The organism is Runella sp. CRIBMP, from assembly GCF_009905605.1.
Classification (GTDB): domain Bacteria; phylum Bacteroidota; class Bacteroidia; order Cytophagales; family Spirosomataceae; genus Runella.
Window position 1 is genome coordinate 280,802 of the sequence record NZ_JAAAKZ010000001.1, and the last position, 16,714, is coordinate 297,515.

The following is a 16,714-nucleotide window of genomic DNA, read 5'->3' on the forward strand; positions in this document are numbered from 1 at the left end:
TGTTGAGTGTACCAGTTTAGGCGGCATTCATATCCATTATAAAATCTAACTGTCGATTGTTCATATGGGTAGGCATCAGCCTAAAAAGTGCATTGCGTAAAGCAATAAGCCAGGGCTGACTCGCCTGTGCAATTTTACCAAGTGTAAAAGAGCGGTTCACAATGGTTGTTGTTCGAGGTAAACGTACTGCTTCAAACTTCTTAAAGACTTCCGACAAGTCGGTTGGGTATTGCCTAATCAGCCGTTGAAGTACCACCGCATCTTCAATTCCCTGACATGCCCCTTGCCCCATGTTGGGGGTCATGGCATGAGCGGCATCGCCCATCAACAATACTTTGCCGTAGGCCAGTTGACGAAGTGGTTTTAAATCAATAATATCATTGTGCAAAATCCGTTTTTCGGGCGTAAGGCCTATGATTTCGGCTACCGGAGCGTGTAATTGACCAAAATGGTGCAACAAATCAGTTTTGGTAAATTTTCGGAAACGGGGTTCATCGCCTGTTGGTGCATTAACGCAGGCAAACCAGTAAATACGCCCTCCCTGAAGCGGCACAATGCCGAATCTTCCTTCTGACGCCCATGTTTCGGAGGCTTGTTTGGGATTCAGGCCTGACGGTGCAGTGTCGGTTACTCCTCGCCAACAGGTGTATCCGGCGTATCTTATTTTGGTGCTGGGTACCAATTGCTGACGAACGGCAGAATGAATACCATCGGCCGCCAAAACATAATCGAAAGTAGCAGTATGTCCGTTACGAAACACCAAGGTGACTCCTTCATTGTTTTGGGTGAGTGTAAGAAATTGATGCCCTAAGTACAGTGGAATATCCTCGATTGCCTCTAAAAGCGTCTTTTGTAAATCAGAACGATGAATGGAAAAACTGCCTATTACTTTGTATTTCTCGACCGCTGCAAAGTAATTTGATTCGGTAATGATTTTTCCTTGTTTATCTAAGATAGAAAAGAGCTCGAAGGGATTTCCGTGAGCCAATATTTTATCGCGGAGACCGAGCAATTCAAAGGCTTTTACCGCATTGGCAGCCAAGGCAATACCTGCTCCTGCGGGGCGAAGTTCCTGATTGGCTTCGTAAATGCCTACGTTGATTCCAATTTGCCGGAGAGCAATCGCGGTGGTCAGACCTGCGATTCCTCCCCCAATGATAGCGATTTTCATAAAACTGGGTTGTTTGCTGAGCGTACATTGTAAAGATAGAGACTACATGGTTCCTTCTATTTTAAGTCGGTTAACCATTCCTGAGCAAACGCTCGGGCTTCCATCACGGGTGTTTTACCAAGACGGTACAAAAACTTCCATTCGGCGGGTTTGCGCTGATACAAGGAGTTGATAAAATCCTGTTTCCTGCCAGAAGGTATCAGTTTGGCGTTGAAATCTACGTCATCGCAAAGGACAATAAAGTTTTTGAGGCGTTGCCGCAACAGCGGCCGAAAATCGCTGTGGGCATCCAAAATAGCGTTCTGTTTTTTGTATTCTATATTGCGCTCTTGGGCGTTGGCCAAATCCTTTTGTTGTTGACTCTTGTTTTGGTCGCTTCCCTGTTTCAGCAATTTACTGTGGTAAGCGATAAATTGCTTTTTAAATTCCGTAGGTTTCCCTTCTGTGGCGGCCAAAATCTTTTTGAGTTCCGCTAACTCACGAGCTTTTGCGGCGCGTTCTTCACCCTCAAGGGTCGTCAATTGAGCCTCTTGCTGAGAAAGTTGTGCTTTAATGCTCATTTGCAACATGGCCGGGTCGAGTTGTGCATACGTTTGCTGAATCAGCGCCATTTGTTGGCTAATAGCCGAATCCATTCCACCTACTGCCTGTTCGCGTTGTGCTACAACCGCGTCGCTGTAAGTTTCGTCAACGGGGTATTTTTGTTTGAGCCATTGCCGATATTCCTGTTTGAAGTTATCAGACTCGACATACGAACGAACCCATTTGCCTAAAGCTCTTACGGTCGTAGCCTGCGCGTTTTCGGGAATCCCTTTGGCGATTTTACGCATGGCCGATGTGCTGTTAAATAAAAAGTAATTTTCTTCGGCCAAATTTTCCAATACTCCCTGACGTACATTTTGGAGAGTGACTCCCGTATCGGTCAAGGCATCGAGCGGCTTCATGGCCATTAATGCCGCCAAAAAGAGGATTGTGCAAAGAATAGGTATGTATTTCATGGCTATAAATCGTTGATAATGAAACTAATTTACCTTTTTTACGCGGAACATCCCCCGAATTTGCGCCGTACCCAGGGGATTGTAAGGGTCTGCATGATACCAACCTGCGGGTGTGACCGTAAAAGTCCCGAGTACGTAAGGCGATTGATTGCCAGCATCATCTACGTTTAAAGTACCACCGCTGAGGGAAGGCCCAGTACCGTATCGGTTTTGGTATGACCTTAGGCCGACAGTATAAACGAAACTGACATTGGTGCCGAGTGTCCAATGAAACTGACCGCGAGGGCTACCCACCCATCCCAACACCACAAATGTGCCCGCCAATTGGCCTTCTATTATATTGTGAGTACTGTTAATGTTGGCTCCACCACGTAGTGTTATCCAATCTCCGCCGTCAACTTGAAGAGTAATACCTTCTGGCATTACGTACATACGGCTGATGAGTAGCCCTACCGCCTTTCCTTTTGACTTAATACTAACCTCTACGCGGACTGGATTTTGACCCGGGATGTAGTTTGGGGCCTGATAAACGGCGGTGCTATTGGTTGTTTTCAAGTCACCTTCACCTTTCAACTCCCATTTGTCAATGTATTGGGCATCAAGTAGATATTCGGGGTTAAGGAGTTCGAGTTCTTGGTCTTCACTGGTTAGAGGTACAAGAGGAATAATATCTTTTAATACGTGTTTAACGGCCAAAGTCGTTTTTTCGCCGAGGTCAAGAGCTTTATAGCTAGGCTCAAGCGAAACCGATTCAAAAAAGCTCCAGTCGCTGAAGTGGGTAGTTGTGACGCTCACGGTTTTGGTTTCTTTCTTGAGCGTAAGTCCCTTTGGTACTTTCCAAATACCTTTATCATCTTGGTAAGCAATCCCCAATGCTTCGGCAAAAGTACCATTGAGGTCTTCATCGGTGTATTTAAAAGAAATAGTGGCTGGTTTGGCAAACTGCAATCCGTGTGGGGTAAACCGGAAGGCCTGTCCTTGGCCGTTAGGAGCTTTATTGGTAATGGGCTGTAAGGTAATGGTCTGAGTAGCAGTCAATGCACCCGCGGGGATTTCGACCCGGATACGCTTGTCGGTCGACTCGATAGTACCTCCTGCGGGACCTATGGCGGCCGTTACTGCTGTACCATCTGGGGTGCCCTGTGCCGTAACGTGCCCAGTGGGTTCTGGCAAAGTGGTGGGAGCGGGGTCGGGTTCGGTACACGAAACCGAGAGGGTGATGAGCGCAAGACCCAGTAGTGTATTTGTAATATTTTTCATGGCTGTGAGCAATTGATTGTTTTACTGTTAGTTGATTATTTTGATGCAATGGTTTCCTTTTCAGAAGTGGTAGGGGTAAAGGTTACCACTCTGTTTGGGATAGGTTTAAGCGTTTGTAAGTAGGTATAAATGGCCCCCAAATCCTGCTCGCTCATCCCTGCGTACATTGGCCAAGGCATAATCGTTTGTCGGTCGCCGGGTTTTACGGGATGTGGTTTATAGCCAGTGGCTGGGTCGAGGGCTTTGAAACGAGCTATAAAGGCAGCTTTGGTCCAGCGTCCTAGCCCAGTTTCGGCATCAGGCGTAAGGTTGGCCGAACGTACAATACCCCCCGGTAAGGCAAATTCTGCACTTCCCGCAAATTCCATTCCTGCCACATGTTCTCCTTTTTCTCTTTTGGTGTGGCACTCGGCACAGCCAGCGGCATTGACCATGTAGCGTCCATAGGCTATCTGGTCGGTTGTGTCGGGGCGAGTTTGAAAATTGGGTTTTTGCGGAATGGTATTGACAATAAAATTCATTGGAAATTCTAATTCTGAATCAGGCACCTCGTTTGAAATGGGCTTGAGAGAGCGGAGGTAGGCAATGATGGATTTGATATCCTCCTGATCCATACGGCCATAGGAAGGGTGAGGCATCAACGGAAACAGGGCTTTGCCCTCGCGGGTTACCCCTGAGGTAATAGCGCGAAACAACTCGCCGTCGGTCCAGTGGCCCACGCCAGCAGGGGTGATATTGCGCGAATAAATAGTGCCCGGCAATCCCATCTCTGGGCCGAAGCGCTCACCCCCCTTGCCCTCGGTACCCGCCTTGGGTGGGCCTGCAAAAAGGTTCCAGTCGCGGGTGCTGTGGCAATCCATGCACACACTGACGTGATTGGCTAGGTAGCGCCCCCGTTCAATCTGGGCGGCCGTAGTATTGATTTTTAATTCGGGAGCGGCACCTACATCGGGCAACCAAAATTTAACATAGACCAGTACAAGACTAACGCCCGTGACCACCACGGCCAGACCGATAAAAATGAAACGAAGGATGGTTTTCATGACTTGAAATTGTTGGAAAAAATGGCTGAATTATAGCACTGCAGCGGCAAACGGCGGCGTTTCCAACGGAGGGTTTTTGCGGTATGTTTTATGGCTGCATTGCGTCAAGAGGCCTTTGTTTGGCTGATTGACGATACAAAATTGGGCAATGGGAAGGGGGATTTTCAATAGCGTCCCTGATGAAACGTCATTTGAAGGAGCTGTAACGGAACAACCGCCCGTTCAGTCGTTGTACAACGGCAGGCCTATTTTGGGTAGGCTTTATCGGAAGCAGTATAGAATAGTTGGCGTGTTGGTATTACCGATGTTTTGAATTTGCTCAGAAAGTCTCAATTAAAGCATCTCTATTTTCTTCCATATCAACTGCCATTCAGCCTTTGACTTTGTCAACAGAATGGCGGTTTCATAGTGCGTTTTTGCATTATTAGGGTCTTTCAATTGCGCAAAAAAGTCACCCAGTGCGGTGTGATAATAAGCATTGTTTTCAAGCCCTTTTATGTTCAGTAAGGCTTCCGTGCCGCGTTGTGGCCCTTCTGCAAACCCCGTGGCAATGGCTTTGTTGAATTGTACCATTACGCTCGGATTGATTTGTTCCAACAGCCGATAAAGATACATAATGGCCTGCCAGTTAGTACTTTCAAAACGCTCAGCCCGGGCGTGATAGGAGGCAATAGCGGCTTCGAGGTGGTAGCTGCTGATGTCGGGTCCTTGAGAGGCTCTATTTAAGAAGGCAATTCCTGCGTCTATCCGCCCCCGATTCCATTTTTGGCGGTCTTGATGGGCTAACAAAATAATATTTCCTTCTTCATCCTGTCGGGCATCAAACCTTGACGCTTGAAAATACATCAACGATAGCAGCGCGGCGGTTTTGGGGAGGTCGGTATACCGATGCTGACTCAATAGTGTGCCTAGTCGGAGGGCTTCTTCGCACAGGTCTTGCCTGATAAGCCGGTCGGGGTGCTGCGAATTGTAACCTTCGTTGAAAAGCAGATAAACAGCCTTTAAAACCGTATCTAGTCGCGTTGGAAGTTCATTGCCGTAGGGCACTTCCAACTCAATGGGCGTGCTGCGGATTTTGTCTTTGGCCCGGTAGAGGCGTTTGGTAATGTTTTCGTCGTTGGATAAAAAAGCGTTGGCGATTTCGGTAATGCTTAGCCCGCAGAGTGTTCGTAGAATAAGCGTTATTTGGGCTTCGGGAGGTAAACTTGGGTGGCAGCACGCAAACATCATCCGGAGCTGGCTATCTTCCATTTCATGTTCCAGAAACAATTGGTCTATGTGCTGCTGCATTTGCTGTTCTGATTGGAATTCGTAGGCAATTTCGGGGCTTATTTCGGCCATTTTTTTCTCCCTGCGGAGCCGGTCGAGCACTCGGTTTTTGGCCGAAGTATAGAGCCATCCCGTTGGGTTTTCGGGGATGCCGTTCAGTTTCCACTGTTCCAGAGCGGCCAATAAAGTATCTTGAACCACATCGCGGGCGGTATCGTAGTTGGAAAAACCAAATACCCGCGTGAGTACAGCGAGCATCTTTCCCGACTCATGTCGAAAAAGATGCTCCGCCATCCGATTGACTTCCGTCATCCTGAAGATTAATTAAAAACTTGAATTTGACGCACTTCCACCCGACCCTCCGAGTCATAAATAGGGCAGCCTTTTGATAGTTCTACGGCTTCTTCCAGGCTGTCGGCCGTGAGAATCATAAAGCCACCGATGATTTCTTTGCCTTCCGTAAAAGGACCATCAGTAACAATCTTGGCGGAGCCAGAGACTGTTTTTCCCGTATTGTGCAGTGCTTCGGCGGTCACCATTTTGCCTTGGGCGGCAATTCCTCCAATCCAATTATTCCATTTTTCGATTTCCACCTGAATCGCTTCGGGCGACAGTTGGGCAAAAGACTCTTCAGAAGGAATGGCATTCCAGAAGGCGAGCATGTACTTGTTCATGGTAAGTTGTGTTTTTTGTGAACGAATTTATTGAATTTGTACGAATGACGAACGACTCAATCAAAACTGGACAGCCAAGAAGATTTTTTTTTCTAATTTTAAAAATAAATTATTCGAACCTCGTGTTCCCCAATCGATTTTGAATCTGCGAGCCAATACTTTTACTTTTTGAATTTTTCTGTTTATCATTTTTCTGTTTTTTCCCATGAACCGCATCGACCGTTTATTGGCTATTGCCATTACCCTGCAATCTCGAAAATATACCTCAGCCGAGGTATTGTCTGAGCGCTTTGGTATGAGTGTTCGTACCGTTTATCGTGATTTAAAGGCACTGGAAGAAATTGGGATTCCGATTGGGTTTGAGTCAAACAAGGGATATTATATTATGCAGGGCTATTTTTTGCCCCCCGTCATGTTCAGCACCGAAGAAGCCAATGCGCTGGTGTTGGTGGAGTCGATTGTGGAGCGCTTTACTGACAAATCTATCCGACGGCATTATCATTCGGCGCTCAATAAAGTGAAGGCCGTGCTTAAACATCAGCAGAAAGAACACGTTGAACATCTGGAAGATAAGGTGGTGACGAGTGTGTCTTGCCCCAATCATAATTTTGAATACTTGGCCGAAATTCAAACGTCAATTACGACCCAGACCATTTTGCAACTACATTATCAAAATGCGGGTCAAGAGGTAAGCTTGCGTGAAATTGAGCCGATTGGGATGGTTTTTTATTCTATGGCGTGGCACGTAATTGGGTGGTGTTGGCTACGAAATGACTACCGTGACTTTAAGGTGGCTCGCATCCTGAAATTACAGAATACGTATAAACCTTTTCGAAAAGCCAACCACCAGCACCTCAACGATTATATAAAACAACAAGAAATGCGAATGGTACTGACATAGGGTTGTCAGTGAAGGGTGTTTTCTTTGCTACGAAAACCAAAAAACAGCACTTTTATGAATACAAAATTAGCCCTGAAAACACCAATTCTCATTCATTCCCCAGCTTCTGCCGTTTGGGATGCCCTTACAAATCCTGCCGTTGTAAAAGAATATTTTTTCGGGACCACCCTAATTACCGATTGGAAAGTGGGTGGGCCAGTCCGCTTTACGGGCGAGTGGGATGGTGTAACTTACGAAGACAAAGGAACGGTATTGGCCTTTGAACCTGAGCGTTATCTGTCGTACAACTATTGGAGTTCATTCAGCGGTACGGAGGATATTCCTGAAAATTATGCCAACATTGAATACATTTTGGAGGCCGCCGAGGGTGGAACACAGTTGACCATCACGCAGGACAATCTGAAAGACGAAGAAGCCCTTGCCCACTCTGAAAGTAACTGGCAGGCTATTTTGGCAGAAATGCAAAAGTTGGTGGAAAATAAAGCGTGAGCGCTTCGTTAATAAGCTGAATAAGGGGTAAATTGGCCGCCGACAACCGATGAACGAATGGTTTCTTTCAAGGCATTGCTGCTAAAATTTGATAAAAAAGGAGAAAAAACGGGCTGGACCTATTTTGAAATTCCAGCCCATATTGCCAACGAACTCAACCCTGGCGTTAGAACGTCGTACCGGGTAAAGGGCATGTTAGATGGGTATTCTATCAAACTGGTGGCTCTTTTGCCCATGGGCGAGGGCGGTTTTATTATTCCTGTCAATGTCGATATGCGGCGCGGCATCCGAAAAAAAGAAGGCGCAACCATTGAGGTCGAGCTTGAAATAGATACCGACCCCTTGCCACAGTCCGACGATTTGCTGGCGTGTTTGGAAGATGAACCTAAAGCATTGGCGTATTTCAATAGTTTGCCTACCAGTCACCAAAATTATTACAGCAAATGGATTGAATCGGCCAAGACGATAGAAACCAAAACCAAGCGCATTTCGATGATGATCAAGGGCATGATGATGGGGTTGAATTATGGCGAAACCTTGCGGTATTTTCGCGACCTAGAGAAGTAAACGTCGACCTATGAAGTAATTTCGTTGCTCCCCATTCCTTTTGACAGCTTATTGTTTTTTTTATGCTATGGTTGATTTAGAACAAGCCCATGAAATTTTATCTTCAATGCCCAACGTGGTGGAGGTACCTCATTTTGATAAACCTGCTTACAAAATCAACGGCAAAATTTTTGCGACGTTCAACATCGAAAACAAGTGGGTAACCTTGAAACTAACGCCTGAACAACAGGTAATTTACTGCGAAGACACGTCATTTTATCCCGTCCCCAACAAATGGGGAGTGTATGGTTGGACGCACGTTGACCTCAACCGAGTCAGGAAGAGTGCTTTTATCGAAGCCATCGAAACTGCGTACAACAATATCATTGCAGAAAAACCAAAGCGAAAAAGGTAAGTAGAAACAATCCGATAACTATGAGAAAAATTGTTTTAGGCCTAGCTGTAAGTTTAGACGGCTACATAGAAGGCCCTAATGGAGAATACGACTGGTGCTTTACCGATCAGGATTATGGATTAAATGAGTTTTTTAAGCGGATAGATAGCATTTTTGTGGGTCGAAAAACCTACGAAATGGCCTTGGCAGGGGATGGGCAGGAGAGCTGGCTTCCCAAAATGAGGGAATATATTTTTTCCACCACCCTCACCGAGGCCGATATAAGCCCCCAAAAAACACTCATCAGCGGAGATATTGAAGCGAGAGTTAAAGCAATCAAAAACCAAAAAGGCAAAGACATTTGGCTTTTTGGGGGCGCTGAACTTACCAATGCCCTCATGGATCTTGGTCTGGTAGATGAGATTTGGCTGTCGATTCACCCCATTATTTTGGGGGCAGGAAAGCCACTTTTTAGTAGTTTAAAAGAACGAAGATGGCTGACATTGACCGATTCAAAAGTGTATGAAACAGGATTAGTATCCTTGAAATACGACTGCAAGTGGGATACGACAGAGACCGCATAAGGGAGAATGGGATGTTTGCAAAAAACCTTATTATGCTTTAATTAAAGTCAGAAGAGTATAAAAAATGAGAGAGTTTAAGTAGATTTGATTACTTAAATTCTCTCATTTTTTGTGGTTAATTATGAGCTAAAATCTAAGTTTTTTGCTTTTGGCAAAGTTTATGCTATTGTTCGTGATATACGCTGTTTAATATCGCCCTTTATGAAAAAGTACATTGTATTAATAAGCCTTTTAAGTGCGCAACTCGCTTTATCTCAAGCGCCCGTTACCGGAAAAATAAAAAGTAATGTCGAGGTAATGGACGTTAGGAGTGGCAAAAGACAGGTGATTTTGACGGCTGGTTTCCTGTTGGAATCACCCAATTGGTCGCGGGATGGAAAGTATTTTATCATTAATAGTAAAGGTTTGCTGGAGAAAATATCCCTAAAAGGCGAATCGTTGGGTGTAGTTGACACCGAATTTGCCAACCGTTGCAACAACGCACACGGCATCAGCTACGACGGTAAAAGTATTTTTTTTAGTTACAACGATGTTCGAGCGGGTATCAACAATAACTCCCGCATTTTTAAAGTTCCTATCGAAGGCGGAACGCCCCTTTTGTTGACCGAAAAAGCCCCTTCTTTTTGGCACAGCGTGAGCCGTTCGGGGAAAAATATACTTTACTCAGCCCAGCGCAACGGCGAATGGGATATTTATAAATTACCCACGGCGGGAGGCGATGAGATTCGGTTGACCAGTACTACTGGCTTAGACGAGGGCCCCGAATACGGGCATGATTCCAAGTTTATTTATTTTAACTCCAATCGAACGGGCCGAATGCAGATTTTTCGGATGAAGCCCGACGGAACTGACCAAGAACGACTCACCGATGATGAATTTGATAACTGGTTTGCGCACCCAAGCCCTGATGGTAAATGGCTGGTGTATATGTCTTATTTGGAAGATCAAAAAGGAAAACATCCGATAGGAAAAGAAGTAAAATTGCGATTGTTGAACCTTAAAACAAAACAGGTCAAAGACCTAACGGAGACTTTTGTGGGTGGACAAGGCACGCTGAATGTGCCATGTTGGTCGCCGGATGGGAAAAAGATTATTTTTGTAACCTATAAGGTAGAGTGACACAAGTCATTGCCTGATATTCAGCATCTTTGTACTCTTGCCTTCCAAAATCAGGTATAAATGTATGAATAAACGGGCTTTGCGTCCATTGATGGCGGTGGCTTTATGGATGACGGTGACGGTGTGGGGCTGTGGAGAAGAAAAGACTCAAAAGAAAATAGTGGAGCAAGACGATATAAGCAAATTGGCCGCTTTGCCCACCGAAGTGCCTTTTCCCGCCGATAATGCTCCGTCAGATGAGAAAGTTGCTCTTGGACGTCTGCTGTTTTTTGATCCCATTTTATCTGGTCATAGAGACGTTGCCTGTGCTACTTGTCACCATCCAGAGTTTGGGTTTGCCGAAAGTCTTGAGCTTTCTATCGGGGCAAATGGGCGAGGTATGGGCAGTAAGCGGACGTTTAATGTTCCAAATGATATTCCTTTCGTCAAACGAAATTCGCAAACCATTCTGAATGCGGCCTTTAATGGGATTACGCTCGCTACCGCTACTACTCCCTCCAACGCGCCCATGTTTTGGGATGTGCGAGCCAAAAGTCTTGAAAATCAGGCCTTGGAACCCATCAAAGCCTTGGAAGAGATGCGCGGGCATCAGTATGCTTCGGAAGCAGCGCTTGACAGCGTGGTGAATCGGTTGAGAAAAAACAAAGAATACCAATCCCTTTTTCGGGCGGCTTTTCCGATGGAATCACCCATTACGGTAGAAAATATGGCCAAAGCCATTGCCGCTTACGAGCGTACGCTGGTGGGTGGAAATTCTCGTTTTGACCAATATCTGCGGGGCGATAAAAATGCACTTTCTATCAATGAAGTGGATGGAATGCAGGCATTTTTGAAATCGGGATGTGCCAAGTGTCACAATGGCCCGATGCTTTCGGATTATCAATTGCACGCATTGGGCGTTGCTGATAACGAAAAGCTAGCACAGTCGGATGCTGGGGTGGATAATCAATACAAATTTAGGACGCCAAGCTTGCGGAATTTGCGCTATACGGCACCGTATATGCACAGCGGTACGCTCAAAACGCTAGAACATGTGCTCGAATTTTACGAAGATTTGGCGGGGGATAAAATCCGTAATCCGAAGGTAAAAAAAGAGCAACTCGACCCGATTGTTGAAAATCTCAAAGTGGATTTCAAAGATATTTCGTTGATTGTCGAATTTCTGAATACCCTCAATGACGACCAATTTGACCGTTCGGTGCCCCAACGCGTGCCTAGTGGCTTGAAGCCCGGGGGCAATCTCAACTGATAATTTTGCTTAACTTGCATAGTAAACCCCCTCCGTCATCAAACTATGCAAAACCGCTTACTTTCTTTGGACGTATTTCGTGGCATTACCGTCGCGGCCATGATTTTGGTCAATAACCCCGGCGATTGGGAGCACGTCTATGCGCCTTTACTCCACGCTCATTGGCACGGATGCACGCCCACCGATCTCATTTTTCCCTTTTTTTTGTTTATTGTGGGGGTATCTATATCCTTCGCCATGGCCAAGACCACGCCATCTATCTCTAAAATTATCAGGCGCAGTGCGATTTTATTTGGCTTGGGATTGTTCCTAAATTTGTATCCAAAGTTTGATTTTGCCAACGTTCGTATTCCGGGCGTTTTGCAGCGGATTGCCCTTGTGTATTTGGTTTGCTCGTTGATTTTTATCAAAACCTCTCGCAATACGCAAATGCTTATCACTGTTATACTGCTTACAGCCTACTGGTTATTGATGACGTTGGTGCCCGTGCCAGGGATAGGATACGCCAATTTGGAGCCTACCACCAACTTGGGCGCGTGGGTAGACCGCAATCTGCTGACTACTGCGCATTTGTGGCGGTCGGCAAAAGTATGGGACCCCGAAGGAATTTTTAGTACTATCCCCGCCATTGGCACTGGCATGTTGGGTGTGTTGACGGGGCAATGGTTGCGAAGCCAACGAACCGATGCCGAAAAAATGGCGTGGCTATTTCTTTGGGGCAATGCGCTCATCATCGGCGGGCTAATTTGGAACGAATTTTTCCCTATTAACAAATCCCTCTGGACGAGTTCTTTTGTACTTTATGCGGGGGGCTGGGCCATGGTCGCTTTAGCAATCTGTTATTGGTTGATTGATGTGCAGGGCTACCGCCGCTGGACGGCTCCTTTCGTGGCTTTTGGCGTCAATGCCATTACGGTCTTTTTTCTGTCAGGGGTTATTCCTCGTACCTTACCACTTTTTAAAATTAATACGCCAGAAGGGCCCGTAGGTTTGCAGGTTTGGATGCAGAAAAATCTGATAAGCGTTTGGTTCAATAACCCTTACAACGCCTCCTTGGCAGGAGCGCTCACGTTTATCACGATTTGGTTTGTAATTCTGTACGTGATGTATAAAAAAGGAATCATTATAAAAGTGTAACAATATAAAAAAGCGGCGCCGCAAATCGTGCAGCGCCGCTTTTTTACAATTCTATAGATTTGATTACTTACTCGTCGTCTTCACTTCCTCTTTCACCACTTTCATCACCCCGCTCATCAGGCGCCAGTGGCCAGGGAACGTACAGATGTACGGGTAATTGCCTGGTTCAGTTGGTGCCGTGAAGGTAAGGCGATAGGTTTGGTCGGGGTTGACCAACGGCGTGAACGCGATTACCTGCGGCAGATTGGGAACGTAGTTTTTCTCGGCCGCATCTTTTTGCGTAATCATCTTGTCGGCGGCATTTCCTACAATATCCGTTGATTTAGGTTTGATAATCACCAAGTTGTGTTGCATAGCGTCGGGGTTTTCAAAAACCAACTCAACGGGTTTGCCCGCAATGACTGTAAATTCTTTGATGTCAAACTTCATCGCCTCCTTGATAGATTTGATTTTGATAACCTGCAAATTCGGGTCAACGGGAACCAATGTATTTGCTCCGAAAGACTCTACAATTCCCGTGAATTTGGCTTTCAAATCTTCCGAAATAGTTTCTTTGGTGCTGACCAACAGCATTTTGTTGGCATCGTTGGTTGTCACTTTACGACGCGGATTCCAACCATTTACGATTCCTTTCAACACTGCATAACGAGCTTCGCTGTCTAGCGTATTGGCTTTGACAATCAACGCAATAACCGAATCTGGGCTTACCGTAGAGGAAGCATAGCTCCGGGCGGCGCGCTCCAACGCAAAGTCAGAAAGTTTGGCGGGGCGTTTTACTTCAAAGGTTTTGGCAAATGAGTTGTTCTTAACATCATCTTCTTCGGAAATCAGGTTATCGGGGTCGATGCTGGCGCTAATGCGCAATTTTCCCGCCTGTTCGGCCGTAAATCCCATCCGTCCAACCCAAGGGCCGTTGTTACTTTCGACCAATTGAATGGTTTCACCCGCGCCGATACCATTTTTCAATTGATAACTTACCAAATTGATTTTGAGTCCCAAGCCTTCGATTTGAACTTTCACCACAGGAACGGTTTCTTTCGGAATGGCAGTTCCCTTGTTGGTTATTTCAATCGCGATAGCGGCATACTCTCGTACAAAAGGCTGAGCGGGAGTGGTGGTAATGTTGGTAATTGCTAAGTCAGGCTTGGTGGCGGCGTGTGCAGTATGATTGGTAGTCGATGCTTGCGGTGGGGCTGCATTGGGCCCGTGCATAGCACTGTGGTCATGGTTCATGGGTGCTGATGCCTTCGACGGTGCGCCGTGCGACGGTGCGACCTCTGCTTTCATGCCGACGGTACGTTTTGCCAAATAGGCTTTCATTAATTTTCCGCCGTGTGCGTTCAGGATAATCGAGAATGCATCTGGAAGCCAACGGTCATCGGCTTCATTTGAGCTTTCGAAACGAGCCAAAATGGTTTTTTCAGCTTCGGGAGTTAGTGGTGTTTCGCTAAATTTCAAAAGAGAATTCAGCACCACGAGCGGCTCTTTGTCGTTCAGGGTATTATTGGTCAACAGCGCTTGTGCAGTAGCGGCCGTAGGAGGCAGAATTTGCACGGCATTCTTGCGAACGGCCGCACTTGGGTGTTTTAGAGCAGAAGTAACGGCTTTCAAAACACTTTCATCATTCATAGCTCCCAAACCTTCTAGCGCCCAGAGGGCATGAATTGCGGCAGGGTTCAGGCCAATTTCGTCCACAGATGTATCATTGACCAACGCAATCAGTTGGGGTACCACGTCTTTATTGCCTCTTTCCACCAACATACGTTGGGCGTGATTTCGCCAAAACATATTAGAGTTTTTCAGGGCTGCCACCAATTCCGCTGGGCGGTCTTTGCTCAATGAGATTGGTGTGTAGGCAGGCGCCTGCTTGTAGCCTACTCGGTAAATTCGTCCGTGGGTATAATCGCGAAGATCGGTGTCGTAAGCATTTCCTTTACCGTTGCCAAAGCCCTGTGGAGTAGGATTGTGTTGAATAATAAAACTGTACCAGTCGGCTACCCAAACGGCCCCGTCGGGTCCAACTTCGGCAAAAACGGGCGAAAACCACTCGTCGGCACCCGCCATGAGGTTGAAGGCTTCTTTGTCTTCGTAATCAGTACCTTTTTTTACCATTTGGTTTTGGTGCAGTACGTGACCGGTAGGCTCAGCGACGAAGGCAATTTGGTTCCAGTATTTCTTAGGAAAGGCCCGTGCGGTATAAAAATTATGTCCTGCGGCGGCGGTAAAGCCCCCAAAAACGTCTACTTGACGAATCCGTGGGGTGATGGGCTTCATGTCTTTGTGGGTATCGGTACCTCGGCTACCATTGTCGCGGCCCATGCCTGTATTGCCCGTAAAATAACGGTGCGGGATGGCCATGTACCAGCCATGTGAGTTGTTGGCCGTGGAGCCAAACACATCGCCAGCTTCGTTGAAAGCCATTCCCCACGTGTTGTTGGAGGTACTGGTAATCCATTCCATTTTAGAACCATCGGGTTTGAAACGGAAAAATGCCTGTCCGAATTTCAGACTGTCGGTGTTGTCTTTGAGTTTTCCTTCGAATCCAGAATAGCCCACACAACCCCAAATCCAGTTATCAAAACCATAATGTAAGTTACTTGGACCCGCGTGGGTGTCGCCCGTACCAAAGCCCGAGAAAAGGATTTTCTTTTCGTCCGCTTTGTCGTCACCGTTGGTATCTTTCAGGAAAAGCATGTGCGGTGCTTGGCTGACGATGAGCCCGCCATTGGCAAATACCATGCCCGTTGGAATGCTTAATCCTTCGGCAAACCGCGTAAACTTATCGGCCTTACCGTCTTTGTCGGTGTCTTCGCAAATGAGGATATAGTCAGTGCCCCCTGTATCTTTGCGTTCGTTGGGATAATCTTTGGTAATCAAAACGTACAAACGACCCCGCTCGTCCCAGCTCATGGCAATGGGGTGCATTACGTTAGGCTCTGCTGCAAACAACTCCAAGGTAAAATCGGCGGGTACCTGAATATGTTTTATAGATTGCTCAGGCGTGACGGCATTTTGCTGCAATTGCGGGCCAGGGCGTTTTTCGTAGTTAGGAAGTTTAGCTTCTTTATATGTAAACGGTAGCGGGTCAAGAGCATCTAGGTTTTTGACGGCTTGGTCACCCACGGCCCAACGAATTCCTTTTTCGAGCATTTTCATAAACTCGGGCTGGCTCCAAGTGCGGTCGTCGTGACCATAAGCCGTGTAGAAAATACGACCTTTTCCGTGGGTACGTACCCATGTGTATGGTTCCGTTTTGGCGTTGGGCTTATCTTTGTACTGGTCGGGCTGAATCTCGCGCTCGGTCAATACCAGATTGTCGGGTTGGAGTTTGCTGTGGAGGTAGGTTTCGTCGAGTGTTTTGAACTGCTTCACGCCCATGATGGCAGGGTGGTTGGGATTGGTCCAAACAGGACGAATGGTGTCCCACGTGTGCCGCCAGAATTGGCCACCCATGATTTTTACCAATTCATCGGAATTGCGAAAACAATACGATGCGCAGTGAACTGGAATGAACCCTTTGCCACTGGCAATGTAGTCTACCAATGCACGCTCCTGAGGTTTGCTGATAGTATCCCAGTTGGCATAAAGCAATACACCGTCATACTTGGCCAGATTGGTCGGATTGAGGTCTTCCAATTGGTCAGAATAGGTAAAGTTGATGCCCTTGCTTCCCAGCGCAGACATGATGGCGGGCACACGCTCGATGGGGCGGTGGTGGCCATTGTCGCCCAGAAACAGAATTTCCAACCGGCGTGGAGTCACGGGTTGGTTGGATTGGGCCGTTTGTGCGGGTTTTTGCGTAGCGCATTGCCACGTCAAAATCGCGAGTAAAACAATGGGTAGGAGACGTTTCATTGTATGGTTCATTCAGATGATTTCG

At 46.7% G+C, this 16,714-nt stretch carries 15 protein-coding genes; 8 read left to right on the plus strand and 7 right to left on the minus strand.

The annotated features are described in order from the left end of the window. Positions 1 to 16: 16 nt before the first annotated feature. From GVN20_RS01240 to GVN20_RS01265, 6 genes are all read right to left on the minus strand, one after another. Positions 17 to 1,171, minus strand: a complete 1,155-nt coding sequence (locus GVN20_RS01240; RefSeq protein WP_166556592.1) for an FAD-dependent monooxygenase — start codon at positions 1,169 to 1,171, stop codon at positions 17 to 19. 56 nt (positions 1,172 to 1,227) lie between these two features. Beyond that, the gene (locus tag GVN20_RS01245) at positions 1,228 to 2,169 is read right to left on the minus strand and encodes a hypothetical protein (RefSeq protein WP_166556593.1); all 942 of its coding nucleotides are present in this window, start codon (positions 2,167 to 2,169) and stop codon (positions 1,228 to 1,230) included. Between the two features lie 24 nt (positions 2,170 to 2,193). Continuing rightward, on the minus strand, positions 2,194 to 3,429 hold the full coding sequence (locus GVN20_RS01250) for a hypothetical protein (protein WP_166556594.1): 1,236 nt from the start codon (positions 3,427 to 3,429) through the stop codon (positions 2,194 to 2,196). A 35-nt stretch (positions 3,430 to 3,464) separates the two neighbouring features. Further along, positions 3,465 to 4,472, minus strand: coding sequence for a c-type cytochrome (locus GVN20_RS01255; RefSeq protein WP_166556595.1), 1,008 nt, complete (start codon positions 4,470 to 4,472; stop codon positions 3,465 to 3,467). A gap of 333 nt (positions 4,473 to 4,805) precedes the next feature. After that, complete coding sequence (locus tag GVN20_RS01260; RefSeq protein WP_166556596.1) at positions 4,806 to 6,053, minus strand: RNA polymerase sigma factor; 1,248 nt, start codon at positions 6,051 to 6,053, stop codon at positions 4,806 to 4,808. 8 nt (positions 6,054 to 6,061) lie between these two features. Further along, entirely contained in the window at positions 6,062 to 6,415 is a 354-nt protein-coding gene (locus tag GVN20_RS01265) for a YciI family protein (RefSeq protein ID WP_166556597.1), read from the minus strand. 205 nt (positions 6,416 to 6,620) lie between these two features. On the opposite strand from GVN20_RS01265, the gene GVN20_RS01270 reads away from it, so the two are divergent. The 8 genes from GVN20_RS01270 to GVN20_RS01305 all read left to right on the plus strand — a co-directional run bounded on the left by GVN20_RS01270 (position 6,621) and on the right by GVN20_RS01305 (position 12,834). Beyond that, on the plus strand, positions 6,621 to 7,316 hold the full coding sequence (locus tag GVN20_RS01270; protein ID WP_166556598.1) for a YafY family protein: 696 nt from the start codon (positions 6,621 to 6,623) through the stop codon (positions 7,314 to 7,316). Between the two features lie 54 nt (positions 7,317 to 7,370). After that, positions 7,371 to 7,805 (plus strand): SRPBCC domain-containing protein, encoded by a 435-nt coding sequence (locus tag GVN20_RS01275; protein WP_166556599.1) that lies wholly within the window; start codon positions 7,371 to 7,373, stop codon positions 7,803 to 7,805. Between the two features lie 57 nt (positions 7,806 to 7,862). Then, entirely contained in the window at positions 7,863 to 8,372 is a 510-nt protein-coding gene (locus GVN20_RS01280) for a YdeI/OmpD-associated family protein (protein WP_166556600.1), read from the plus strand. Positions 8,373 to 8,439: 67 nt separating this feature from the next. Further along, positions 8,440 to 8,766, plus strand: coding sequence for an MmcQ/YjbR family DNA-binding protein (locus GVN20_RS01285; protein ID WP_166556601.1), 327 nt, complete (start codon positions 8,440 to 8,442; stop codon positions 8,764 to 8,766). A gap of 20 nt (positions 8,767 to 8,786) precedes the next feature. Next, positions 8,787 to 9,329: a dihydrofolate reductase family protein gene (locus tag GVN20_RS01290; protein ID WP_166556602.1), complete on the plus strand. Its 543-nt coding sequence runs from the start codon at positions 8,787 to 8,789 to the stop codon at positions 9,327 to 9,329. A gap of 201 nt (positions 9,330 to 9,530) precedes the next feature. Continuing rightward, a complete protein-coding gene (locus GVN20_RS01295; RefSeq protein ID WP_166556603.1) occupies positions 9,531 to 10,448 on the plus strand; it encodes a PD40 domain-containing protein in 918 nt (305 codons plus the stop codon). 64 nt (positions 10,449 to 10,512) lie between these two features. After that, on the plus strand, positions 10,513 to 11,697 hold the full coding sequence (locus GVN20_RS01300; RefSeq protein ID WP_166556604.1) for a cytochrome-c peroxidase: 1,185 nt from the start codon (positions 10,513 to 10,515) through the stop codon (positions 11,695 to 11,697). A gap of 45 nt (positions 11,698 to 11,742) precedes the next feature. Next, the gene (locus GVN20_RS01305; RefSeq protein WP_166556605.1) at positions 11,743 to 12,834 is read left to right on the plus strand and encodes an acyltransferase family protein; all 1,092 of its coding nucleotides are present in this window, start codon (positions 11,743 to 11,745) and stop codon (positions 12,832 to 12,834) included. A 63-nt stretch (positions 12,835 to 12,897) separates the two neighbouring features. On the opposite strand, the gene GVN20_RS01310 is transcribed toward GVN20_RS01305, so the two are convergent. Next, positions 12,898 to 16,689, minus strand: a complete 3,792-nt coding sequence (locus GVN20_RS01310) for a PVC-type heme-binding CxxCH protein (protein WP_166556606.1) — start codon at positions 16,687 to 16,689, stop codon at positions 12,898 to 12,900. Positions 16,690 to 16,714: the final 25 nt, after the last annotated feature.